This is a genomic window from Psychrobacillus sp. OK028 (assembly GCF_900103605.1).
Lineage (GTDB): Bacteria > Bacillota > Bacilli > Bacillales_A > Planococcaceae > Psychrobacillus.
The window spans coordinates 34,607-58,684 of sequence record NZ_FNHY01000007.1 but is presented as its reverse complement, the minus strand read 5'-3'; the positions used below and the strand labels follow the sequence as shown (position 1 = coordinate 58,684).

General features: G+C 36.2%; 27 protein-coding genes and 1 riboswitch. Of the genes, 21 read left to right on the top strand and 6 right to left on the bottom strand.

Features of this window, described 5'->3' with window-relative positions; genetic code table 11:
* Positions 1 to 29 precede the first annotated feature (29 nt).
* The 4 genes from BLR36_RS12600 to BLR36_RS12585 all read right to left on the bottom strand — a co-directional run bounded on the left by BLR36_RS12600 (position 30) and on the right by BLR36_RS12585 (position 5,271).
* A complete protein-coding gene (locus tag BLR36_RS12600) occupies positions 30 to 2,114 on the bottom strand; it encodes an SA1320 family protein (RefSeq protein WP_093062104.1) in 2,085 nt (694 codons plus the stop codon).
* 13 nt (positions 2,115 to 2,127) lie between these two features.
* Positions 2,128 to 3,078 (bottom strand): DUF1672 family protein, encoded by a 951-nt coding sequence (locus BLR36_RS12595; RefSeq protein ID WP_093062103.1) that lies wholly within the window; start codon positions 3,076 to 3,078, stop codon positions 2,128 to 2,130.
* A gap of 249 nt (positions 3,079 to 3,327) precedes the next feature.
* Positions 3,328 to 4,275, bottom strand: coding sequence for a DUF1672 family protein (locus tag BLR36_RS12590; RefSeq protein WP_093062102.1), 948 nt, complete (start codon positions 4,273 to 4,275; stop codon positions 3,328 to 3,330).
* A gap of 51 nt (positions 4,276 to 4,326) precedes the next feature.
* Complete coding sequence (locus BLR36_RS12585) at positions 4,327 to 5,271, bottom strand: DUF1672 family protein (RefSeq protein ID WP_093062101.1); 945 nt, start codon at positions 5,269 to 5,271, stop codon at positions 4,327 to 4,329.
* 283 nt (positions 5,272 to 5,554) lie between these two features.
* Here BLR36_RS12585 and BLR36_RS12580 point away from each other — a divergent pair, with 283 nt between their 5' ends.
* From BLR36_RS12580 to BLR36_RS12480, 21 genes are all read left to right on the top strand, one after another.
* Positions 5,555 to 6,271 (top strand): nucleotidyltransferase domain-containing protein, encoded by a 717-nt coding sequence (locus tag BLR36_RS12580; RefSeq protein WP_093062100.1) that lies wholly within the window; start codon positions 5,555 to 5,557, stop codon positions 6,269 to 6,271.
* A 17-nt stretch (positions 6,272 to 6,288) separates the two neighbouring features.
* Positions 6,289 to 6,744, top strand: a complete 456-nt coding sequence (locus tag BLR36_RS12575) for an SRPBCC family protein (RefSeq protein ID WP_093062099.1) — start codon at positions 6,289 to 6,291, stop codon at positions 6,742 to 6,744.
* Positions 6,745 to 6,975: 231 nt separating this feature from the next.
* On the top strand, positions 6,976 to 7,440 hold the full coding sequence (locus BLR36_RS12570) for a hypothetical protein (protein ID WP_093062098.1): 465 nt from the start codon (positions 6,976 to 6,978) through the stop codon (positions 7,438 to 7,440).
* A 62-nt stretch (positions 7,441 to 7,502) separates the two neighbouring features.
* Positions 7,503 to 8,045, top strand: a complete 543-nt coding sequence (locus BLR36_RS12565) for a D-glycero-alpha-D-manno-heptose-1,7-bisphosphate 7-phosphatase (RefSeq protein ID WP_093062097.1) — start codon at positions 7,503 to 7,505, stop codon at positions 8,043 to 8,045.
* A gap of 26 nt (positions 8,046 to 8,071) precedes the next feature.
* Positions 8,072 to 8,626: a maltose acetyltransferase domain-containing protein gene (locus BLR36_RS12560; RefSeq protein ID WP_093062096.1), complete on the top strand. Its 555-nt coding sequence runs from the start codon at positions 8,072 to 8,074 to the stop codon at positions 8,624 to 8,626.
* Between the two features lie 118 nt (positions 8,627 to 8,744).
* Positions 8,745 to 9,023, top strand: a complete 279-nt coding sequence (locus tag BLR36_RS12555; protein ID WP_093062284.1) for a DUF1292 domain-containing protein — start codon at positions 8,745 to 8,747, stop codon at positions 9,021 to 9,023.
* 62 nt (positions 9,024 to 9,085) lie between these two features.
* Positions 9,086 to 9,385, top strand: coding sequence for a DUF1292 domain-containing protein (locus tag BLR36_RS12550; RefSeq protein WP_093062095.1), 300 nt, complete (start codon positions 9,086 to 9,088; stop codon positions 9,383 to 9,385).
* A gap of 344 nt (positions 9,386 to 9,729) precedes the next feature.
* Complete coding sequence (locus BLR36_RS12545; protein WP_093062094.1) at positions 9,730 to 11,958, top strand: S-layer homology domain-containing protein; 2,229 nt, start codon at positions 9,730 to 9,732, stop codon at positions 11,956 to 11,958.
* A gap of 199 nt (positions 11,959 to 12,157) precedes the next feature.
* Positions 12,158 to 12,640: a PTS sugar transporter subunit IIA gene (locus BLR36_RS12540; RefSeq protein WP_093062093.1), complete on the top strand. Its 483-nt coding sequence runs from the start codon at positions 12,158 to 12,160 to the stop codon at positions 12,638 to 12,640.
* A gap of 37 nt (positions 12,641 to 12,677) precedes the next feature.
* A complete protein-coding gene (locus BLR36_RS12535; RefSeq protein ID WP_093062092.1) occupies positions 12,678 to 13,502 on the top strand; it encodes a PRD domain-containing protein in 825 nt (274 codons plus the stop codon).
* Between the two features lie 61 nt (positions 13,503 to 13,563).
* A complete protein-coding gene (gene nagE / locus BLR36_RS12530; protein ID WP_093062091.1) occupies positions 13,564 to 15,006 on the top strand; it encodes an N-acetylglucosamine-specific PTS transporter subunit IIBC in 1,443 nt (480 codons plus the stop codon).
* Between the two features lie 93 nt (positions 15,007 to 15,099).
* The gene (nagA, locus tag BLR36_RS12525) at positions 15,100 to 16,254 is read left to right on the top strand and encodes an N-acetylglucosamine-6-phosphate deacetylase (RefSeq protein WP_093062090.1); all 1,155 of its coding nucleotides are present in this window, start codon (positions 15,100 to 15,102) and stop codon (positions 16,252 to 16,254) included.
* A gap of 20 nt (positions 16,255 to 16,274) precedes the next feature.
* Complete coding sequence (locus BLR36_RS12520) at positions 16,275 to 16,994, top strand: sugar isomerase domain-containing protein (RefSeq protein ID WP_093062089.1); 720 nt, start codon at positions 16,275 to 16,277, stop codon at positions 16,992 to 16,994.
* A gap of 113 nt (positions 16,995 to 17,107) precedes the next feature.
* Complete coding sequence (locus BLR36_RS12515) at positions 17,108 to 17,806, top strand: glucosamine-6-phosphate deaminase (RefSeq protein ID WP_093062088.1); 699 nt, start codon at positions 17,108 to 17,110, stop codon at positions 17,804 to 17,806.
* A gap of 416 nt (positions 17,807 to 18,222) precedes the next feature.
* Positions 18,223 to 18,693 carry a DinB family protein gene (locus tag BLR36_RS12510; protein WP_093062087.1) on the top strand — a complete coding sequence of 157 codons (471 nt, stop codon included), beginning with the start codon at positions 18,223 to 18,225 and terminating at the stop codon, positions 18,691 to 18,693.
* Between the two features lie 222 nt (positions 18,694 to 18,915).
* Positions 18,916 to 19,014: riboswitch (guanidine-I (ykkC/yxkD leader) on the top strand.
* A gap of 61 nt (positions 19,015 to 19,075) precedes the next feature.
* The gene (locus BLR36_RS12505) at positions 19,076 to 19,417 is read left to right on the top strand and encodes a DMT family transporter (RefSeq protein ID WP_093062086.1); all 342 of its coding nucleotides are present in this window, start codon (positions 19,076 to 19,078) and stop codon (positions 19,415 to 19,417) included.
* The gene (locus BLR36_RS12500) at positions 19,417 to 19,731 is read left to right on the top strand and encodes a DMT family transporter (protein ID WP_093062085.1); all 315 of its coding nucleotides are present in this window, start codon (positions 19,417 to 19,419) and stop codon (positions 19,729 to 19,731) included. Before BLR36_RS12505 ends, BLR36_RS12500 begins: the two co-directional genes overlap by 1 nt.
* A 121-nt stretch (positions 19,732 to 19,852) precedes the next feature.
* Positions 19,853 to 21,127 carry a kynureninase gene (gene kynU, locus BLR36_RS12495; protein ID WP_093062084.1) on the top strand — a complete coding sequence of 425 codons (1,275 nt, stop codon included), beginning with the start codon at positions 19,853 to 19,855 and terminating at the stop codon, positions 21,125 to 21,127.
* 15 nt (positions 21,128 to 21,142) lie between these two features.
* Entirely contained in the window at positions 21,143 to 21,973 is an 831-nt protein-coding gene (kynA, locus tag BLR36_RS12490) for a tryptophan 2,3-dioxygenase (RefSeq protein WP_093062083.1), read from the top strand.
* Positions 21,974 to 21,985: 12 nt separating this feature from the next.
* Positions 21,986 to 22,615 (top strand): arylformamidase, encoded by a 630-nt coding sequence (kynB, locus tag BLR36_RS12485; RefSeq protein WP_093062082.1) that lies wholly within the window; start codon positions 21,986 to 21,988, stop codon positions 22,613 to 22,615.
* Positions 22,616 to 22,633: 18 nt separating this feature from the next.
* Positions 22,634 to 23,065, top strand: a complete 432-nt coding sequence (locus tag BLR36_RS12480; protein ID WP_093062081.1) for a hypothetical protein — start codon at positions 22,634 to 22,636, stop codon at positions 23,063 to 23,065.
* Between the two features lie 22 nt (positions 23,066 to 23,087).
* Here BLR36_RS12480 and BLR36_RS12475 read toward each other — a convergent pair whose 3' ends face one another.
* Positions 23,088 to 23,618 (bottom strand): helix-turn-helix domain-containing protein, encoded by a 531-nt coding sequence (locus tag BLR36_RS12475; RefSeq protein ID WP_093062080.1) that lies wholly within the window; start codon positions 23,616 to 23,618, stop codon positions 23,088 to 23,090.
* Between the two features lie 159 nt (positions 23,619 to 23,777).
* Entirely contained in the window at positions 23,778 to 24,044 is a 267-nt protein-coding gene (locus BLR36_RS12470; RefSeq protein WP_093062079.1) for a hypothetical protein, read from the bottom strand.
* Positions 24,045 to 24,078 lie beyond the last annotated feature (34 nt).

Genomic DNA, 24,078 nt, shown 5'->3' with positions numbered 1-24,078 from the left:
GTGAGATCAATTGGAGCTCACCTTTTTTCTTAAAGTGTACCTCGATTAACCTGTTCCTTTAATAGCTGTAGATTGCTTAATACATTCTTGGATACTTCTAGTGTTGCTTCGATAGCATTGGCTTTTTCATTCGATAACTGAAAGATAATATCATTAAATAGCAATTCCATTTCGTCTAAAATAGCTAAAGTTGAAATGTTATAGAGCCTAACGTCATCAAATTTCCCAGGCTCGAAAATGGCTGTATCTATATAAGGCTTAAAGTTCTGAAGCATTTCAGGAATATTGCCTGACATACTACCAGCTCCAATACGCACAGTTTCTGCAATTGTTTTAATCTCCTCTAAAGGAACTAATGCACTATTAACTGCTGCTTTTATTTCTTGCTCGTAATCTGTAAATAGACTAATTAATAGACCAACTGGATTACCATATAACCCTACATTTAAGGCAGCTTTAACTCTAATAATAATAGAAGATAATGCTGCTTCAACAAACAGAGCGACCTGGAAAATTCTATCAACGATTGGCTGTAATATTGTAGTTACTAACGAGGTGAATTGTTGATGAGCTAGATTAACTTGTAGTTCTTTTATTTTCATTCCTATTAATAAGTATGGGGAATCTTCAATATTCATGATCTCCGTCTTTTGTATAGCATCTACACCGTCTGCAAGAGAGGTCCCAGAATGAATAGAGCTTCCCAGGTTTTGATCCTTGTTAAACATGGAAGTAGCTATATCTTTAACCTGTTTTTCATAGTTGGTTAATTGGTTATAAACAGCCTCTTTGTTTTTGTGAACGATTGAGTAATGCGCATTTAGTTCACCAACTACTGCATCGACAAACATATCCTTGCCACCTTTAAAAAGCTCAGGTATGTATGTTTGGATAATGTTTTGTGCACCATTCACTAAGTTATCCACATCATTTTTTAACTGGTTTAAATAGTCTCTTGCAGGAGCAAAGAGGCTCTCTACATCAATATTTATGGAAGCGATAAATTCAATAATTTCTGCAGGCTTTGAGTTTAAGATAGAGTTTAGTATTCTGCATTTAGCTTCAGCGGCATCTAATAGAGCAATTAAGTGGTCGATACATCCTTTGATAAGCGTACCAGTGTTGGATATCCCGTTAAATAAAGGATCTCCCGCAGTTTCATCAAACATCATTTGAAAGGTTTGCTGTAAGGTCGTTACACGATTGCTAAACTGCATACTTTCATCTAAGACAATACTTACGGAGTTGTTTAGATAATTTTGGACATTCGTAATTCTACCTTTTACCTGATCTTGAATCCCGTTTGATAGCAGTAGCAAATTTTCTTTGTTTAAAACAATTTTTTCTGTTTGACCACCATATAAAGGGGAACCAGTCCAAAGGCTCGTGACGATATGATCATCTGCACCAATATAGATAAATCCATGCCCAGGTTGACCTTTTATCCCTACTTCAATTTTAAATTCACCATTCTCATCCGCCTTTACATAGCCGGTGTGATTAGAACCAAGCATCGAAAAGAGAGGAACGCCATTATTTATCCCAAATTTGTTTCCAGGAATCCTTGCACCTAAACCAAGCGATTCCTCCGTCCCTGTGAGGAAATCATACTGACTATAGTAATTTGTAATATTAGCATACTCTTTAGTAGGATCAACCATCCCATGAGGAAGAATAGCAGGATTAAGCGTCACTGCTTTTACTTGAGGATTCTCAATCGCAACTGCGTTTGTTAAAGCACCAGCAAGTGAATTTCCAGAGACAGAAGAAATTTCTCCATATTTATTATTCATTTGTTGGAAATAGATCTTGGCATCTAAAATTTGCTGTGGTGGAACTTTGCCTATTAGCTTTGTATTCGTTTCCAGCCAGTCTTTATCTAATTGTTGACTTCCTACGAAGACAACGGAAATTTCATTCGTTTCAAAATTTTGAACGGTTATTGCATCGAGTCCTGAGGAAGTATTGTAAAGTGTATTGATAACATAAAAATCTTTGTCATTAACTTGTAGTTTATCTTTAACATTGTATTTTTGGTAGGCATGATAGCCTGCTAGTTCAACTAAATCTTTGTCATTAGTATTCGGACTAGTTACGTTATTTATAGTAGTCATAGGTTATCTTCTCCTATTCCTTCATAATTTCATTAATAGTAGTTTCCTCAATACTGTTGTTTTTTGAACCACTTCCGTATTTACTATCAATTAAGTTATCGTGTAAAAGTAGAGTATAAGCACCTCTTGGCAAACCTTCCGTGCTTTCAATTTCAGAAACAATTTTTGAATACGTTTCTTTATCAGGTTCTACGTTCGATTCTTTCATGAAGAGGTTTATCGTAATCTTTACAGCTTCAGGCTCAAATTTATTTTCATCTAGAAAGCTTCTAAGCTGTTCCTTACTAATTTTTTGGTTTTCTAGATACTTAGAGTTAAGTTGATCGAAAACATCTGTAAAAAAGTTTAGATAATAATAAGGAGTAGAGTAACCAGAATCTGTCTTATCTACTGCTTCTTTGGTTTTCCCCACAACCGGATAATCTTTAGCTATTTTATTTACAAAACTATCTAAGGTAGTCATTTCTTTTTCATAAGCCATAGCGAATAAGCCACCTGAAAGTGCGTTTTCTACCTGTCCTTCTTGTGACCATACACTATCTGTTTTCACTGTTTTGCTTTTCACATCAATTGGTACAATTGCAAAGGCGTGGAAATGTGGTTCTCCTACTGATTCTACAAATACCGATACACCGTCTACAGCACCTACTAAATTATGAACAATTACTTCCGTTTTATATTTTTCGCTAAAGAATTTTTTTACGGCAACTTCTATTTCTTCGCGATTATCCTCAGCAATTTTATCCGTTTCTTCTCCGTCTCGTAATGCATAGCCTTCTCCGTTATAATCTTGTACACTAACTAGATTTTCGGTATTCATAGAAATTTCTTGTTCTTCACCTGCTTGTGCTACTGTTTCAGTTTCCGTTTCTGTATTTTTTACATTATCCGTCCCCATATTACATCCTCCTAACAAAACTGTTATGCCTAAACCAAATGCCAAGACTTTTTCGTTCTTATGCATATGAAGATCCTCCTTATGTGGATGTTAAAACCTTTTAATATAAATATCCTATATTTACTAATTGTATTAAAACGAGAAGAGATATGAAAATATAATCTAGAATTTTTGTTTGAATTTTTAAAAAACAGGAGAAAGGGTATGATTTAATAATACTAAATAAGGACTTTTGTTTTAGGTGAAAGGACTAAACTGCTAGACGTACTTTATAAATTGTGACTTACTTTAGCGTAAATAAGATAGCAAGAAAATCTATTCTTTCATGATCTCGTTCAGTGCATGTTTATTAATAGTGTTTCCTTTCGAGCCGCTTCCATATTTACTGTTGATTAAGTTATCATGCATTAGGAGAGAGTAGGAGCCTCTAGGAAATCCTTCAGATGTTTCAATCATATTGGAAATTTCATCGTAAACTTTTTCATCTGGCTCTGTATTGCCGTCTTTCATAAAAACGTTAAAAACGATGTTCACATCATCCGGATTGAACTTGCTATAATCCAAAATACTTCTTAGCTCTTTTCTATCTACATTTTGATTTTCTAGATACAAAGAGTTAATCTTATCGAAGGTTTCACCTATAGAACTAATGAAATAAAAAGGAGTTAAAAATCCGGTTCCGCCTACATTTTGAATAGCTTCTTTATTTTTTCCTATTAAGGAATAATCTTTTGATATTTGCTCTACAAAGTTATTTAAATTTTCTATTTCCTCTTCGTATGCCATTGCGTATAGTCCACTGGCTAGCGCATCTTCTACTTGACCGGCTTGGGTAAACATTTTGTCTGTTTCAATTGTGTTATTATTTACATCAATTGGTACAATTGCAACAGCATGAAAATGTGGTTCTCCCACTGATTCCACAAATACCGTAACACCATCCTTATTACCTACTAGATTGTGTACAAGTACATCTGTTTTATATTTGTCCATAAAGAATTTTTTCACAGCAACCTCAATATCTTCCCGGTTATCTTCTGCAATTTTATCTGTTTTTTCGCCATTTCTTAGGGCATAACCTTCCCCGTTATACTCTTGCACTCTTACTAAATTTTCTGTGTTTAACGTAATTCCATCTTTTTGATTTGTTCGGACTGACATTTCAATGTCAGTCCTTTTAGCAATATCTTTCTCGATATTACATCCGCCTAACAAAACTGTTATGAGTAAACCGAATGCCATAACTTTTTTGTTCTTAAGCATATGAAAATCCCCCTAACATGTATTTTGGAGTTGGTCAGAGACGTTAGATTCCTATTCCTTCATTATTTGATTTAAAGGGTTTTTATTTATTGTGTTATCGTTTGTATTAGTCCCATATTTACTGTTTATTGTGTTGTCATTTAATATCAAAGCATAGGAGCCTCTTGGTAACCCATCTGTAGTTTTAATCTTATTATATATCTCATCGTAAGCTTCCTCGTTTGGTTCAGTGTTTGCTTCCTTCATGAAAAAATTAAGGGTTACATTCACTCCATCTGGATTAAATTTACTTTCATCTAGAGTGTTTCTCAACTCTTCTTTACTAACATTTTGGTTCTTTAAATACAGGTTGTTAAGCTCGTCGAATACATCATCGAATATACTAATATAGTAGTGGGGGGTAGAGTGTCCTGAAGCAGTATTGTTGACAGCTTCTATATTTTTACCTATAACAGGATAATTCGTAATTACTTGATTTACAAAGTTATCTAAATTATTCATTTCTTCTTCATAAGCCATTGCATACAAGCCACCTGATAGGGCGTTTTCTACTTGACCTTCTTGTGACCATACACCATCAGTTTTCACTGTTTTGCTTTTCACATCAATTGGTACAATTGCAATAGCGTGAAAATGTGGTTCTCCTACTGATTCTACAAAGACCGAAACACCATTCACAGCACCAACTAGGTTATGAACAATTACGTCCGTTTTAAATTTTTCACTAAAGAATTTTTTCACGGCAACTTCAATTTCCTCCCGGTTATCTTCTGCTATTTTATCTGTTTTTTCACCATTTCTTAACGCGTAGCCTTCTCCGTTATAATCCTGAACTCTGACAAAGTTTTTGGTGTTGATGGAAATTTTTTGTTCTTCACCTGAAGATACTGCTGTTTCTGTTTCGGTACTTTTTGTATTATCATTTCCTAGGCTACATCCTCCGAATATTACTGATATTCCTAGACCGAATGCCAACATTCTCCTGTTTTTTTGCATTGAAAAAATCCTCCTTCTTTCGAAATTAACTAAAAACAAATTCCCTATTTTTACTAATTGTATTAAAAATCCAAGAGATAGGAAAATAAATCCTTTGAATTTTTCAAATACAGGTGAAAGGGTACGACCATTAATTTAAAAATCAGGACTATTGTTTTACAGAAAAGGACTAGTCTATACTTTGAGAAATATAACATGAGCGAAAAAAGGATTTATATTTTATGTATTTTCCGATTTAATAAAGGTATTTCTTCCTTATCATAGAAATTATTAAGGTAGGGGGATGATAGACGTGAAAAAAGATATTCCAATTAAGGTAGCTCAAAAATTTATAGAAAAATATTTTCCGAGTTGTAATGGTGCTTTGCTAGCAGGAAGTGTCATCAGGGGAGAGGCAACGGATACCTCTGACTTAGACATTGTGATTTTTGATGAGTCAGTTCCGTCTTCGTATCGTGAGTCATTTATAGAATTCGATTGGCCAATTGAAGTGTTTATACATAATGGAAGTTCCTATAAGGAGTTTTTTGAGAGTGACCGAGAACGTGCTAGACCATCTCTACCTAGAATGGTGTCGGAGGGAATTGTTCTAAAGGACGATGGAATAATTGAACCTATAAAAAAAGAAGCAGAGGATCTGTTGATGGAAGGTCCAGACATATGGTCAGAAGAAACTGTGCAAATTAAACGGTATTTCCTTACAGATGCACTAGATGATTTTATAGGTTGTTCCAATAGAGCCGAGGAAATATTCATCGCAAACAACTTAGCAGAACTTTTAAGTGAATTTGTTTTAAGGACTAACCGTCGTTGGATAGGAACTTCAAAATGGATTGTTCGCTCTTTAAAGGCATTTGATGAAGACTTCACCAATCAATTTGTCAAAGCATTTGATACCTATTACAAAACGGATGATAAAAGAAAGGTAATTAAGTTAGTAGAGTTAGTGATGGAACCTTTTGGAGGGCGATTGCTAGAAGGCTTTTCGTTAGGGAAATAAATGAAGGGGGTTAATAGTTGCCTAAAATTGTGCATAAACAAATCATAAATGCCCCGATAGAGATATGTTTTGATCTTGCCAGAAACGTAGAAGTACATACAAAAACAACCACTAAAACAAATGAAAAAGCAGTAGCTGGGGTGACGACAGGTTTACTAAAGGAAGGTGATACAGTCACTTGGGAAGCAACACATTTCAGTATTCGACAAAAACTTACTGCTAAAATAGTATGCATGGATAGACCAAATCAATTTAAAGATACGATGATAAAGGGCGCATTTCATTCGTTCATTCATACACATGATTTTATAGAAGTACCTGAGGGGACATTAATGATTGACACATTTGACTATAAGTCTCCTTTAGGAATTTTAGGAGTATTGGCAGATAAATTATTTTTAGAAAGATATATGAGGGAGTTTATTATATCCCGATCAATTGAACTTAAGAAAATAGCGGAACAAGAAAGATAAATTAATTTCTTAACTTTTTATTCTAGTGCTACTTCTAATAGCAATAGGCAGTCAGCTGTTTATAAAGTCGAATCACTGAAAGCCCTCCATTATGCTAGTACACAGGGGCAGCTAGGCAAAGTAATGCTGTTATAATAGTTGAAAATCAGCAGTGCTGATACCCAACTTTTTTTACTAAAAATGTAACGTTATTCTGTATTTATAGTCTAATCCTTACAAGGGGGTTATGTTATGAAACGTGTTTTTGCGATAACTTTACTAGGATTATCACTACTACTGCCAGCTTGTTCTTCGGAGTTAAGTAAGCAGGGAAGAGAAAATGAATTTCCTCCTACAATGACAGCAACTATAGAAGTAAATGGACAGTCATATGAAATGATGAAAGGGAATTATAGTTGGGAACGAAAACAAGGAATGGAAACACAGGTTATTCAAGCGGATACAGCTTCACCCTATCAAATTGCAGAAAATTATGATGCGATTGAAATTGATCAGAGCAAGACCATTCATATTAAAATAGAAGATGAACCAACATTAACTGCATATTTGTGGGATGCAAATAGCAGGCAACAAGAGGTACCCGTAAATGATAACCAAATAGAGGTGCCAAAAAGTGCTGGTAAGTATGTGTACGAGGTGCTTGCACAATGGGCAAATGGGGAAGTTTCTTATACATTTGTAATAGATAAGAAATAAGTGCAGTTAGTTTAGGGAATAACTATAGGCAGTAGTTGAAATTTTGACAGGGGTGTATTGACATGAAGACTGCCATATTCTTGGACCGTGATGGTGTTATAAATGAGGTGCTAACAGAAAGAGTTAAATTTGTGAACAAGCCAGAGGAACTTTACTTTTTACAAGGTGTCCCCGAAGCGATTAAGAAATTGAATGTATTTTTCGATCATATTTTTGTCGTTACTAATCAAGGAGGAGTTGGTTTGGGATTTATGAAGGAATCCCAACTGCAAAAAATCCATGACCATATGATTGCAACTTTAAAAAAGGAGGATGCCACTATTCATGAAGTGGTGTACTGTCCTCATAAGCCAAAATCTGGCTGTGCATGTCGTAAGCCAAACAGTAAATTAATTGTAGATCTTGGGAAAAAATATAATATCGATTTGTCTAAATCCTATATGGTAGGTGATACCGACACAGATATTATTGCGGGGAAGAGGGCAGGTACTAAGGGAGTTTTCTTAGGTAAAAGCGATCCATTAGCGGATGCTGTTTTTCCAGATTTATTAAGCGCAGCGGAATGGATAATAGAAGATGCCAAAACAAGTTTATATGATAATTAAGCTTTTCCAATTAAGGGGGAATTTATATGACATCAGAAAAAGAGAAGATGTTAAATGGGGAACTATATAATCCAGCTGATCCTGAATTATTTGAGGGAAGAATGAATGCAAGGCGTTTAACGAGATTGTATAATGAAACACTCGAAACAGAAGACGATAAACGTACAGATCTGATACATGAACTTTTTGGTTCCACAAATGGTGCTTTTTATGTGGAACCAACGTTTCGTTGTGATTATGGCTACAATATTCATGTAGGTGAAAATTTTTATGCTAACTTTGACTGCGTCTTTCTAGATGTATGTGAGATTAGAATTGGGGATAACTGCTTTATCGCCCCTGGTGTTCATTTATATACTGCGACGCACCCATTAAATGCACAAGAAAGAATAGCAGGTACAGAGTATGGTAAGCCTATACATATTGGGCATAATGTCTGGATAGGTGGTCGAGCAGTGATAAATCCTGGCGTGAAAATAGGGAACAATGTAGTGGTAGCTTCGGGAGCAATCGTTACAAAGGATATCCCAGATAATGTAATGGTTGGTGGAAATCCAGCCAGGGTAATAAAAGAAATATAATCGTTCATATTAAAGGTAGGATTTTGCTATAGGCTAACGAATATGAGATGATTTGAATAAGCAGGGAACTATGAATAATACTATTAAATAAAAGGAGGAATTTTGAATGGAAGAAAAAATGGGAAGCATTGAAGTGGGAGAAATTCTTACGGTATTAGATGAAGATGATCGTGAGCAAGAAATCGAAGTAATCGGGCTTTTAACGATTGAAGATAAAGAGTATGCAGCTGTTGCATTCGCAGATGATACGCAAGAGGAAACAGACGAAGACATGGACGTATTCTTTTTCCAAGTTATTGAGGGAGAAGACTTAGCGGAAATAGAAACAGATGAAGAATTTGAAAAAGTGTCAGCAGCATTTCTGGAAGCGGAAGAATCAGAAGATGATGCAGAATAGTTAGTTTGAGAATGAGAGGATGATTCCTCTTTTTTTCAATTTAAAGGTAGGAGGAAAAGGGAATGTTACAAAATGATGATAAACTGGAAGTTGGCGGGACGTTCAAGGTATTAGATGAAAATGACCAAGAACAGGAGATGAAAGTTTTAGGTTATCTTCGTGTTGAAAATACAGAATATGTAGCAGTTAGTTTTATAGAAGATATACAGCAAGACTCAGAAGAAGATATAGGTATTTTCTTTTTCAAAGTAGCCGAAGACAATAGCTTTGTCATGATGGAAAGTGAAGAAGAGTTTGAGAATGTGTCTGCAGCCTATATCAAGCTAGAGAAAAATAACTTTACTAAACAGAAAAAAAGATAATAACTTCTAAACTGGAGCATGGTACCTACACAAAAGGTACTGTGCTTTTTCAATAGCACACCACTGAGTATATTTAAAATATGAATGTTTACTTAATATCGATTTTTATAAGTTATATAAAAAGTGGATTTTGTTGATTGTAGCGCAGGACGGCGACTCCTGTGGGACAGCGCGAGGGAGAGACTACAGGCTCGAGCCGTGCCCACGGAAAGCGTCCGGCCGCAGCGGAAATCAACATTGGATTTCATTTCTATATACTTCAGTAAGGTTTACTAAAAAATAATTGGCATTTTCTTTCATCTGCAATCATAGAATTCAAAGACTGCAAATGAAGGAGAGATTTTATGGGTTTAAAACATGTTGGTATAATACTAGGAGCTTCTGCATTATCACTTGGACTATTTTCAACGAACGTGAATGCAACAACGACTTTAAACGAACAACCACCTGTGCAAATTCAAGCTGCATCCACTGAAAATGTGTTCACGAAGGATGACCTAATCAAGAAGTTCCGGGAATTTTTTCCGAAGCAATTCGATTTTTTAACAAAAGCTGATTTTCAAATGAATGGTGGATATTATTATCCTGGTGAGGAAACAATGCGTTATGATTTATACTTCACAAAAACAATCAATGGAAAACAATTATATGGGAATGTTTCATTTGTAGGGAAGGATTTACAAATAGAAAACTTCTATTATCAACCGGCAAATGTAAAGGATGCTCTATTTCCTGCTAAAGTTTCCAAAGTGGATGCACAGAAAATTGCAGGAGCTTTTATGAAAAAATATTTGGATGGCGGAGAGTACCAATTAGAAACAGACTCATATGGCTATTATCCAACTCAATTACTAACGGAGCCGATTCGATATTCATTTTCTTACAGTCGTTTGAAAAACAAGGTTCCCATTGCTGATCAACGCATAGAAGTCTCTGTTTTAGGGAACGGGGAGATTGTGGGTTTTTATAGAAATGCAGAAGCTAACAAGGCATTTACCTTTGACGATGTAAAAAAAGTAAAGGCAAAGGATGCTATCTTAAAAACAGTGAAAGAAAATATATTTGTTGAAAAGCAATATCAAGTAGAAATAGACTATCAAACTGGTGAACGTCAAGTTCGCCTGATATATCAGCCATCTCCAAGCTTACTTGGTGTTCATGCAACTACTGGAAAATATTTAACTTTAAATGGTTACTCTGCGAATTTTCCTAAGAAAACGAGCCTGTCTATGATTACTTCAAAACCTTTGCCGTCAAAGAATGTGGCTGGGACTACTGTAGAAGAGGTAAAGAAAAAGGTAGAGAAACTACTGAAGGTCGATATAAAGGACGTTAAATTGAACATCGAGTCCATTAGTGAAACAAAAAATTATAACGGGCAGCAAGTAATTAGTGTTCAATATATGTATAGCTTTCCAAATGGTGGTTTAGGAGCAAGCCTAGAAGTCAATAAAAAAACAGGCGAAATCATCCAGTACTATAATATGAAAAATCAGATTCTAGAACAGCTAGGAAAGAAACCGAGCGATGCAAAACCTATTTCAGAGAAAAAAGCGCTAGAAAAAGCGATTGAACATATGAAAAATTGGGCTCCATCTTATTTACATCATTATGCAAAGCCAACGGAGGCAGCATATGTAGACGACATGCAAAAAAGCTATATGTTTAATTTTCCGAGAGTTGTAAATGGCATTATTGTTGCGGGTGATTATATTAGCGTAGGAGTTGCGAAGGATGGTTCGTTAAATAATCTTTATGTGAATTATCAAGAGGTAGAAAATTGGCCATCACCAGCGAAAGCAATTGCTGAAAAAAAGGCGAAGGAAATTATCGGGAATTCATTAAGTTTAAAACTCAATTATATGAAGGCCAACTATAAACCAGATAATACTCACTATGAGCTTGTCTATTCTCCATTATATAATGATAGATCTTACAATACTTTAAACGCTCTAACTGGTGAGTGGATGGCTTTAGATGGAAACGGTAATCCGACTGTAGTATCTCATCCTTGGGCAGAGGAAGAGCTTAACTATTTTATAAATGCTAAAATTCTCGACGTAAAGGATCCAAAGAAATTTAACGGTGATGCTGCTATTGCGAAAGGGGAAGCCCTCCAAGTTCTAATGAAATCTCTGACATATATGTATGCAGATTACTATTATCCGGAACAAGAAAATAACAAACAATCATTCGATAATATCGGTCCAAAGCATCCGTTATACCAATCTGTAGAGCGGGCAGTTGAAATGGGTATTATAATACCTGATACGAAGAACTTTGCAATAGATGAACCTATTAGTAAAGAACAGCTATCAGTATGGTATATCCGTGCATTAGGACTTGACCAGGCAGCTAAGCAATCTACAATTTATAAGCTTCCATTTTCAGACGCTGATAAAGTACAACAAGAACTAATGGGGTATGTTGCTTTAGCTAACGCATTAGAACTATTAGAGGTGGATCATGGGGCATTCAATCCTAAAAAAGAAGTTTCTTATGCAGAGTTAGCAGTTTCAACTATTCGACTTGCCCACAAAATTTCAGAAAAAGGAAGGTCATTTCCTTACTAAGAACTTTGCATTGCAATTTTTAAGTTTTGATGATATTATCTGAATATAAGCACAAGCATATTGGTCACATGTTACTGAACTTTGCAGGCATGGTGGTAAACTGAGAGAGAATATTATTATTCTTTTCATTTGCCCCATGCCTTTTTATGTTCTTAACGATTAGATCCATTAATATATTTTATACAAAGGAGTTAAAACAATGTTTGCTAAATTTAAGAAAAAAAATATCGTACAAGTCTTCGCGCCACTAAATGGTCAGGTCGTTCCTTTGGAGCAAGTTCCAGATCCAGTATTCAGTCAAAAAATGATGGGTGAAGGAGTAGCTATAATGCCTACAGGAGGAAATGTAGTTGCGCCAATAGATGGAACGGTGGTGCTAATTTCCGAAACAAAGCATGCTATTGGTATTCGTACAAAGGATGAAACCGAGGTTCTTATTCACGTCGGGTTGGAAACTGTCGCACTAAAGGGTGAAGGGTTTTCTGTGTTTGTAAATGAAGGCGATAAGGTTTCTGTTGGACAAAAACTGATGGAAGTGGAATGGGAGCTTATTAAAGATAAAGTTCCGAGTATTATCACACCAATCATCATCACCAATAGTGCAGAGAGAACTGTAGAATATGTGGACGCTACAACTAGTACTGCGGGCGAATCGTTAGTAATGACAGTTTCTAAAAAATAAGTACTTGTGGGAAGTATGTGAAAGGAGCTGACTTTCCATTAAGATTACCAAAATACTTAATAATAATGCTGTGATTGTCCTACAAGATGGACGAGAAAAAATAGCAATTGGTTCGGGGATAGCTTTTCAAAAGAAACGAAATGATATAATCATCGGTTCCAAAATTGAAAAGATTTTTGTCATGCAAGAAAATGACAAGCTAGTGCAATTATTAAGTCGCATTCCTGAAGAGCATTTTACGATCTCAGAGGAAATAATCACTTACGCAGAGACGTATTTAAATACTAGATTAAATGAGCATATTCATATTGCTTTAACTGACCATATTTCTTTTGCTATTGAACGGGCTAAGGATGGCATTAATCTAAATAACAGACTACTCCATGAGATTCGCGTTCTATATAGAGCAGAATTTGAAATCGGTCTTTGGGCAATCCAGCATATAAATAATACGTGTCAGGTAGAAATGCCTGTTGATGAAGCGGCTTACATAGCGCTTCACATACATACGATGAAAATTCAGGGGGGGGATTTACATCAGACCATAAGACAAACGAATATTATCAAAGGTATGGTTTCATCGATTAAACAATACTTGAACATTGAGATTGATGAAAACGATATTTCCTATCACCGATTAATCACCCATTTACGTTTTGCATTAACAAGGTTAAATCAGTCTGAGCTTCACATGATGGATGAAGAAATGCTAGTGATGATTCAAAAGAAATTCCCAGTTGGCTATAGCTGCGCAACCCAACTGGCAAAAGAACTGAAGGATGCGCATGGAATTGAGTTTCCAGAAGAAGAGTTAGGCTACATTGCATTGCATATAGAACGTTTAAGAACACAAGTTTCGTAAATTGGCATTATTTTATACTATTATATTTTAATTATGACAGGAAAAAGGAGATGAATGAGTTATGATGAAATTTTTACAAAAGCTGGGACGTTCTTTAATGCTTCCAGTAGCTGTATTACCGGCAGCTGCAATACTTATGGGTATTGGATACTGGATTGACCCGACTGGTTGGGGATCTGGTAACGTACTTGCAGCCTTTCTGATAAAAGCTGGTGCCTCTATTATCGATAATATTCCTATTCTATTTGCAGTAGGGGTAGCGATAGGAATGTCCAAGGAAAAGGATGGAGCCTCTGCTTTAAGTGGGTTGGTAGCTTTCTTAGTTGTGACAACGATGCTTTCCAGTGGAACAGTTTCCTTGTTACAAGGAATTGATGTAGAGAATGTGGATCCGGCATTTGGAAAAATTAATAATGCTTTTATAGGTATTCTATCTGGTATTATTGCTGCATTAATGTATAACCGCTTTAGTCACGTAAAACTACCTGATTTCTTAGCATTCTTTAGTGGAAAACGTCTAGTACCTATTATGTCAGCAGTTGCTATGTTAGTTGCTTCTGCAGCATTATTTTATATTTGGCCAATCGTTTTTGGTGGTCTAGTTAACTTTGGTGAAGCAATTAGTAGTATGGGTGCTGCAGGTGCAGGTCTTTACGGATTCTTTAATAGACTTCTAATACCAACAGGCTTACATCATGCACTAAACGCAGTATTTTGGTTTGATACAATTGGTATTAATGATATCGGTAAATTCTGGGCAAGTGAAGGTGTTAAAGGTGTAACTGGTATGTATCAAGCTGGATTCTTCCCAATTATGATGTTCGGATTACCAGCAGCAGCTCTAGCAATGTATCATACAGCTAAAACAAAACGTAAAAAACAAGCAGCTTCTCTTATGCTTGCAGCTGGTTTTGCAGCATTCTTTACAGGTGTTACAGAGCCACTTGAATTTTCGTTCATGTTCTTAGCTCCAGCACTTTATGTTGTTCATGCAGCATTAACTGGTTTATCATTGTTCATTGCAGCTTCCTTTAACTGGACAGCAGGCTTTGGATTTAGCGCAGGGTTTGTCGATTACGTATTAAGTTTACGTATTCCTATTGCAAATATGCCGCTGATGCTATTACTTCAAGGATTAGTATTTGCAGTTATTTACTATTTCTTATTCCGTTTCTTAATCGTGAAGTTTAACTTAAAAACTCCAGGTAGAGAAGACGACACAGATGAGAATGAAGATACAGTTGTAGTTTCATCCGATTATAAGTTTTCAAATATGGCAACTAGAATCTATGATGGTCTAGGTGGAGATGCGAATGTGGCATCTGTAGATCACTGTACAACTCGTTTAAGAGTAGAAGTATTAGATATGGATAAAGTCGATCAAAAGAAAATTAAAGACACTGGCGTACCAGGTATTAATGTAGTAGGACCGAAAAGTATTCAAGTTATTGTTGGCACAAGTGTACAATTTGTTGCTGATGAAATTGAAAAAATTCGTAAATAGTTATTAATTGAAAAGCTGTTTAATCTGGGATTCCATATTAAACAGCTTTTCTTTATTATATGTATAGATAAGTAAACTACGGAGGTGCTGTAAATGAACAGAACTATACTTATATCGAATGTTACTATAGTGAATTATGATCAGGAGAGTAATGGGGATATATTTATCCGGGACGGTAAGATTGAACAAATGGGGCAAGCTTTAACAGTAGAGTCTGATATCTATTTAGATGGAGCTTCAAAGAATTGGATAGTTATGCCAGGGTTTATTGATATGCATATTCACGGTTCTGCTGGATTTGACATGATGGATGCCACGGAAGAAGCACTTAGAGGAATGGCGCGCTCATTAGTTAAAGAGGGTACTACTAGCTATTTGCCGACTACGATTACGCAACAGGTCGATGCAATTGAAGCAGCACTCAAAAATGTAGGCAAATTTGTTAATAAGGAAGATGAAGCAGAGATTTTGGGCATCCATGTAGAAGGTCCTTATATTTCAACTAAATGGGCTGGAGCACAGCCAGTAGAGCATATAACTGAGCCCTCTATTGAGCAATTTCAAAATTGGCAAAAGCTGAGTGGCAACCGTATTAAACAAGTGACAGTGGCTCCAGAAGTAGCTGGTGGCTTTGAATTTGTGCAAGCTATGAGTAAGGAAGGGATTGTCGTTTCAATCGGACATTCAGATGCCACTTCAGAAGAGGTAGAAAAGGCAGTTCAATTAGGAGCTAGACAGGCGACCCATTTATATAACCAAATGCGACCGTTTCACCATCGCGAACCAGGTATAGTCGGATCTGTCTTAATGGAAGACAGAATGCAAGTGGAAATTATCGTCGATTATATACATAGTCATACAAAGGCTGTAAATTTTGCATATCGTTTAAAAGGTGCAGAAGGAATTATATTGATAACAGATGCGATGCGTGCCAAGGGATTAGCGTATGGGGAGTATGATCTTGGTGGTCAAACGGTACATGTCACAGAAAAGGGTGCTCATCTATCTAGTGGAGCGTTAGCTGGTAGCATACTGACAATGGATCAGGCGGTGCGCAATATGAAACAGTCGACTGATTGTTCGTTGAAGGAACTCGTGATGATGTCTTCTACAAATGCTGCGAAGCAATTGAGATTATCGCATAAAGGCTATATTGGTGAAGGATTCGATGCAGATTTGGTTATATTAGATATGGGATTGAATGTCCAAAAAACAATCTGTCGGGGAAATATCGTATTTGAAAATTAAAAGAAAAGGGTGGTGATCAAATGCAGTCTTATTGGAAGGAAATAAATACTTTGCTGGAGCAGGTTGCAGAACACGAAAAAGAAAATATAGCAAATGCTTCTAAATTAATTGCTGACCGTATTAAAAAGGGTGGAATACTCCAATTGTTTGGATGTGGACATTCGCATCTTTTGGCTCAGGAAGCCTACTATCGTGCAGGTGGGCTCGTACCAGTTGCTCCTATTACCCTAGAGCCTTTAATGCTACATAAAGGTGCACTGACATCTTCACAAAATGAAAAAGATCCGACTTTTATCGACCGAAATAAGGACCAAATAAGCTTTGAGCCAAATGATATTCTAATTGTCATTTCTACTTCAGGTCGGAACCCAGCGCCAATAGATATGGCTTTCTTAGGAAAAGAAGCAGGAATCTTAGTCCTTTCGCTGCAATCGTTACTATACAAGGACCAGGAGGGACGTCATTCAAGTGGTAAACGACTTGAGCAAGTAGTGGATATTGCTTTAAACACACATGTTCCAGTTGGTGATGGCCTGTTAAGTAACAAGGGACTGCAATATGGACCGGCGTCCACGGTTGTTGGTGCCGCACTACTCAACGCTCTTTTATGCGAAGTAATTGAAGAGATAAGTAAGGAGACAGAGGAACTGCCTGTTTTCAAAAGCGCCAATTTATCCGATAGTCATCTCCATAACGAAGCGATGATGGAAAAATACAAAAAAAGAATAGATTTTGAATAGCGTCTCTGTACCCACAAGTTTGGTTATTGCATGAAATGTCCAAATTGAATATAATGATAATTTCACCAACTAATAATCTATTTAAGCAAAGAATAAAAAAGGTGGGTTAACGAATGACTATAAATTTAGAAGTATGGGAAGATAAAGCTGCGCTATACAATCGTGCAGTAGAAATAATTGCAAACCAATTAAAAAATGGTGCTACAACATTTGGATTAGCAACGGGTGGAACGATGGAACCATTATATGAAAAACTACGAAATAGTTCATTGGATTTTTCCCATTGTACAAGTGTAAATTTAGACGAGTATGTAGGACTGTCTAAAACACATCCAGAAAGCTATTACACTTTTATGCAACAGCATCTTTTTGATGCCAAACCCTTTAAAGCTACAAATGTCCCGAATGGAGAAGCGGAAGATGTACATGCTGAGGCAATACGCTATGAAAATCTCTTGAAATCACTAACGCTCGACATGCAATTATTAGGTGTTGGCGTGAACGGTCATATAGGATTCAATGAACCAGGTACGTCCTTTGAAAGTGAAACAGCTGTTGTAAAGTTAACAGATTCCACAAGATCCGCTAACGCAAGATTTTTTGACAGTATTGATGAAGTCCCTGAGGAAGCAATAACGATGGGTATTTCTTCAATAATGAGAGCAAAATTCATTCTTTTAATAGCAGTTGGAGAAACAAAAAGAGCTGCTATAGAAGCGTTGTTAAATGGAGATGTAACGGAGGAAATTCCAGTTACAAAACTTCGTGATCACCCAAATGTTATTGTATTAACCGATTTGAAGATGAATTAAAGATTATCGGAGTAATTGCCTTTATGGTGATTACTCTTTTTGTTTGGTCATGTTAAAGTTATTGTTTGATTTCGAAAAAATCATCCATTTTCTAAATGGCATGCCTATAAAGTGCTTTGATACGATTTAAAAAATACCTACTTCTACCTCAACTCACCTGACCCATTAGAAGAAATAAACTTCACTTCTTCTTGAAGTAAAATTACTTCTCTTATTAAACTAACCTGCTTCGTTAGTTTAATAGGAAAAAAATTTTACTACTTATTGAAGAAAGTATCCGTTAGTTGAATAAGCAACTTCACTTTTATTACACATTATGGTCGAGCTATGACGAATGTTTTAATCACAATCTCTCTCTTTTATTTGAAAGTTCATTCATGTATATTTAAATCATATCAATTAAAGGAGCATAAATTATGAACTCAATTGATTTAATTCTTTTAAATTTTAACGAGGTACGAAGAAGAAGTACTAAGGTTTGGAAATCTATTCCCCCAGAAAAACTAGATTGGAAACCTGATGACGAAGCAATGACTTGCATAGAGATGGTTAGGCATGTTCTAGAAAGTGAATATTATTACCATCTAGCTATCCAAAATCAAGGCAGTCTGGCAGTCTTTGATTCTCCTTTCGAAAAACAACCTTTTTCTTCTGTAAATGCAGAATTGAAATTTGCAGAACCATATAGAAATGACTTCATAAAAACTATTAATTCATATTCTGAAGAGGATTTAATAAGTATTAAAATTGATCGTTCTGATTCAGGTTACATAAGAAGCTTGGGAGACATGTTGCTAAGAATCGCCTATCATGAATCTGTCCATACCGGCCAATTGCTAGATTACTTAAGAATGGCAGGGGTTCCTAGAGTTCGTGTTTGGGATTAATTAATCTTTCAGGTGTAATCACTTAGGTGATTCGCCTTATGTGGAGTAGGTTTCAGCATCCAATTTTTCGATGTGTCTACCTTTCTGAAGCATAGCCTTTTGTCTTTACAGGAGTTATTCACTAGACCATACAACTAATTAATACAATCCTCACGTTACTCTGAATGTTTTTATTTGAAATTATTTAAAGTATATGTGTATAATCTCAAGTAACTGCATATCAAAAATGTTTTCTAGGGTTCCGCAACCATTGGTGTTGGTCTGGTCCGAGAGAAAACTCGCAGCTCTGCTGTGTCACGGAAGGATAAAAGCCTGGGAGAAACTGTTTAACAGTTTTCTTCCAGGCTTTTTTATATATATTCAAATAGGAGGTATTATTACGATGAAAATCGAGTGGTTGAAGGTATATGTAGCAGCATTTTTTGAAGTTTTTTGGGTAATTGGCTTAAAACATGCCGATGACGGTTGGGCTTGGGCAGCAACGATTCTTGCAATAATTATTAGTTTTTACCTCATGATTATGGCTGGACGGAAACTACCTGTAGGTACTGTTTATGCTGTCTTTGTGGGAATGGGTACAGGCGGGACGGTTTTATCCGAAATTATCTTTTTTGGGGAATCCTTTCAAGTAGCTAAGATCTTGATGATTTTAATTTTATTGGCAGGAGTAATAGGTTTGAAATTAGTGACAGATGATAAGCAGGAAATAGTAGGGGGATCTTGATGGCATGGATTTCTTTAATTATTGCAGGGGTGTTTGAAATGTTCGGAGTTGCAATGATAAACAGGTTGCATAAGAATCGGAACTGGCAATCTTTCGTTTTACTATTAATTGGTTTTGGAGCTAGCTTTTGCTTTCTCACCTATGCGATGAAGACGCTACCCATGGGGACTGCTTATGCAATTTGGACGGGAATCGGTGCTTCTGGAGGCGCTATCCTAGGAATGCTTTTTTACAATGAATCAAAAGACTGGAAGCGTATTATTTTTATAGCAATGGTGTTAGGGGCTGCAGTAGGATTAAAGGCGGTTTCATAGCATTTATTCAATGTTTGTTACAATGCTCTTTCTATCATTCATTGACACTCGTTCTCTTAAAACATATGATTTATGTAAATAGAAAGAAAATTTTGATTTTTAAGAGGCTGGTGAGTTTTAGATGCAGAGTATTATGTTGGAATATGCCAAAAAATTAGACGAGCAAGATGCTTTGGGAATGTATAGAGATGAATTTTATGTTCATCCAGATGTCATTTATATGGATGGGAACTCTCTCGGATTACTTTCAAAGCGAGCAGAAAAGTCAGTATTGTCGTTACTAGATTCATGGAAACAATATGGAATAGACGGATGGACAAAAGGGGAGCATCCATGGTTTTATTTTCCTGAAACATTGAGTGAGATGTGTGCTCCGTTAGTTGGAGCTAAAAAGAATGAAGTTATTATAACAGGCTCTACAACTGCAAACTTACATCAATTAGTTGCTAGTTTTTATCAACCAGTAGGAAAGCGAACGAAAATAGTAGCAGACGAACTAAACTTTCCATCCGATTTATACGCAATTAGTAGTCAGCTGTTCTTGCATGGTTTTGACTCGAAGGAACATATGATACTAGTGAAAAGTCGAGATGGCTATACGTTACACGAAGCAGATATTATAAATGCGATGACCGAGGAAGTTGCTTTAATCGTACTACCTAGTGTGCTATATCGAAGTGGTCAAATACTAGACATCCAGATGCTTACTGAAGCAGCACATAAGCGCAATATTATAATTGGTTTCGATTTATGTCATTCTATTGGGTCTGTCCCACACGAGCTAAATAAGTGGGGAGTGGATTTTGCTTTTTGGTGTAACTACAAGCATGTAAATGGCGGACCAGGAGCAACTGGTGGCATTTACGTGAATCGTAAGCATTTTGGGGGAAAACCTGGACTTGCAGGTTGGTTCGGATCCGATAAAGAGAAGCAATTCGATTTATCCAATCAGATGATTCCAGCTGCTGATGCTGGTGCCTATCAAATTGGTACGCCGCATATTTTAAGCAGTGCACCGTTATATGGATCGTTAGAAATGTTCGCAGAAGTTGGAATCGATGCTATTCGCGAGAAATCATTAAAGCTGACCAATTATATGATGATGCTAATGGAACAAGAGTTGGCGGATTATCATTTTGTCATTGCCAATCCTCGTGAATCGACGAAACGAGGTGGTCATATCTTTTTAGTTCATGAAGAGGCGGCCCGTATATGCAAAGCATTAAAAGTACAGCAAGTTATTCCTGATTTTCGCTCGCCTAATGGCATTCGTCTTGCACCAGTTGCGTTGTATAACTCCTTTGAGGATGTGTGGAGAACTGTACAAATTTTAAAAAAGATTATGAAGGAAGAGCTTTATAAAAAATATGAAAATAAACGTGATGTCATTGCCTAATTTAGGAGGGATTGCATGCCAGATGACAAGAAGGAAAGTGGAATTCATACTGATTTTAGCGAGGATATGACATATGGGGAATACTTGAAGTTGGATAATTTATTGACCAGTCAAAATAGATTATCAGGGCATCACGATGAAATGCTTTTCATCATTATCCACCAGGTTAGTGAGCTTTGGATGAAGCTGATCCTGCATGAACTAACTAGTGCCATTCAAGCGATTCAAGCAGATAAAATGCAATCAGCCTTTAAAATGCTAGCACGAGTGACTAAAATTCAAACGCAAATTATTCAGGCATGGGATGTTCTTTCGACACTAACACCTGCCGAGTATTTAGAGTTTCGGGATAAGCTTGGCAAGGCTTCTGGCTTTCAATCCTTTCAATATCGCAAAATCGAATTTGCCCTTGGCTATAAGACGAAACATATACTGAAGATTTATGAACAGGAAAAAGAGTTGTATGAGGATTTGAAGGGTGCTTTTCAGGCTCCAAGTATTTATGATGTGTCAATCCAAGCTTTGGCTCGAGCAGGTTTTGCGATAAATTCTTCGTTGTTGAATCGAGATTACTCGATTACATATTCGGGCGATGAATCGGTTGCAAAGGCATGGGAGGAAGTTTATCGGAACGTCGATCGATACTGGAATTTGTATCAGTTAGCAGAAAAGCTAGTAGACGTGGAAGATTGGCTTCAGCAGTGGCGCTTTCGCCATATGAAAACGGTGGAACGAATAATAGGTTTTAAAAAGGGCACTGGAGGTTCATCAGGTGTGAATTATTTACGACATGTATTGGACCATCGTTTCTTCCCAGAGCTTTGGAATTTACGTACAACTTTATAGGAGGTTATAGAAATGGGAAATGAATGGATTGATATTACACAAACAATCTCCACTCGAATCGCAACTTGGCCAGGAGATACTCCTTTTGAATATGAACTAACCGCTACAAAGAAAGAAGGGGGTGCTGCAAATGTCGGGACGATTAAAGCAAGTCTGCATACTGGAACTCATGCAGATGCACCATTCCATTATGCTAGTGAAGGCGAAACAGCAGATATGCTTGACGTAAATCTGTATATTGGTCGCGCAAAAGTGGTAAGTGTCGTTGGCGCTTCTGAAATTGGCAGAGAGGAATTAAAAGGCTTTGATTTGACGGGTGTTGAGCGCTTGCTGTTGAAAACGACGAACACGTCAACCCCTGAAAAATTTCCTGACAGGATTAATACATTACGAGAAAATATTGGCCCGTTTTTAAAGGAAAAAGGTATTTTTCTAATAGGTACGGACCAACCGTCTGTGGATAGTATAGAAAGTAAAGAGCTGTTGGCTCACCATTCACTGTTTAAACATAATATATATATTATAGAAAATCTCTTGCTGGATAATGTGGAGCCAGGTGATTATGATTTAATCGCGCTGCCCTTGAAAATAGAGGGAGCAGATGGAAGTCCGATTCGTGCGGTGTTGAGAAAAGTGGAGTAAGAGGAAGGGAGAGTATGAATGCAAAGATTTTTATTTATCTTCAGTTCCACAATTGTAATTGGATTTATCTGTTATGTTGGGATGAAATATCAAATGGAATTAAGAGAAAAATCGGCAATCATTTTTGATATGAAACCTTATATAACATTTGCCAGTATTTTTCCGATATTTATCGGATTACTGTTGCGATTGCCAAAATTAATTATAGAAATTAATGATAAAAAGAGATGGTCGTTTGACTGGATGAAGGTCATTGTAATTGGAATCCCATCTCTTTATATAGCAATCATTCCACTTCTAGCAATTGTTATCGGACCGAATTGGTTATTTACAAAAACGTTTCTGCTGTTAGGTGACATGTCATTTACAGCAATAGCTGGTGTAATATTTGGGTATGTTTTGTTGGATAGCTTGAAAAGTAACGATACTCCCGCAAGAAAGGTGCTTTAGAAAAAGCCCAGTATCCCAAAAGTTAATAATCTAATTGACGCAAGTACAATAGTAGTTCATTTTCATTAATTCTATTAATCTTATACTTGCGGATTTGGCTTTCAATTTTCTTTTGCTCAGCATCTTTATCGCTGAATAGGTTTGCTATTTGAAGTATTGCTTCTGTTAAAATGGTAACTATTCCCTCAGAACCTAATTGCAATCCTAAAGTTGCTGTTTCTGACAGTTGTGATTCAGCAAATTTATCTATTTCCTTTTTATATTCACCCTTGATGACAATATAATTTTCTTTGTTTTTAAAAGCTAATAGTAAATCTTCTATATTAAATGCTTCAAAATATGGATTTTCTTGTTCTAGCTGTAATAACTCTTCTAAAACAGTACCTTCACTCTTTTCTAGTGTTTTAGCGATCGCTTGTATCGTTTTAACGGAATAACTGCTTACATTTTTATTGTTCACACTCGCAAGCTGTTGCTGACTTGTTCCAGTTTCTTTGAATACATCGTACCGTTTCTTTCCGTTTTTTTGTAGATAAATATCTAAAAGACCCATTTAAGTATCCTCTCTTTACTAAAATATTTTTTACTAAACTATATTTTAGTATATGTAAAAGTTTGCAAAAAGTGCAAGTGAAATTAACTTAAGAGAATAAACATAAAGCTAAAAAGAGAACATACTAAAAAGGACCTTATAATTAGGTCCTTTTTAACTTTAAAAAAATGCCCAAATAGCTAACAACAAACAGAATGCCGAAAGGATAAAAAAGATAATAGAAGTTTGCCGATTTCCTCGTGTTTTAAATCCAAAGACACTAAAAAAGATTGCCGCAGCCAGTTTAGAAATGCTCTCGTAATAGTTATTTTCAGAAAAGTAGGAACTACTAAAAATGATTGAAGCTAGGAAAGTAATTGTGATAACCAATTTAAACCATGCTGGCTGATTTAAAAATAGTTTCCACATGAATTTTATCCTTTGCATGCTTATTATCTCCTCCTATTCATATTTACTACTA